Origin of the sequence: Nostoc sp. CALU 1950, assembly GCF_051172895.1 — a bacterium.
In the GTDB taxonomy this organism is placed as follows: Bacteria; Cyanobacteriota; Cyanobacteriia; order Cyanobacteriales; family Nostocaceae; genus Nostoc; species Nostoc edaphicum_A.
This window is the reverse complement of record NZ_JBDNJQ010000445.1, coordinates 1-334: the sequence shown is the minus strand read 5'-3', so window position 1 is coordinate 334 and position 334 is coordinate 1. Positions and strand designations below refer to the sequence as shown.

Sequence of the window (334 nt, the reverse complement as noted above, 5' to 3'; positions counted from 1 at the left end):
GACTGTTGGGCAACAATATGGAACCCATTACCAGTTGTTTTGTGAGTGCAACTAAGACATCTCCAACCCTGAAACTTAATACTACCTAGTTTTTGTGCTGTTATTTCTGGTTTGTTCAGATAGGATTGGACTGTAGAATCGTCTACTTGTTTCATTGGCTTTTGACAATTAGCACACAAAAAAGTGTAGTTGCCTTCACTCTTACGAGTGCGCCCTTCTGGTGCAATGAAGATTTTACGAGGACGAGTTAGGTAAACAGCACTTCCTGCTGCCAGTGTTATTATTCCACCTCCAGCTAAAACTCCCCATACAATCCCGCCACCTGTGTTATTTG

1 pseudogene is annotated in these 334 nt (G+C 42.2%); it reads right to left on the bottom strand.

The annotated features are described in order from the left end of the window. A pseudogene (locus tag ABF638_RS38370) lies at nt 1-334 on the bottom strand (TPM domain-containing protein); the annotation flags it as partial.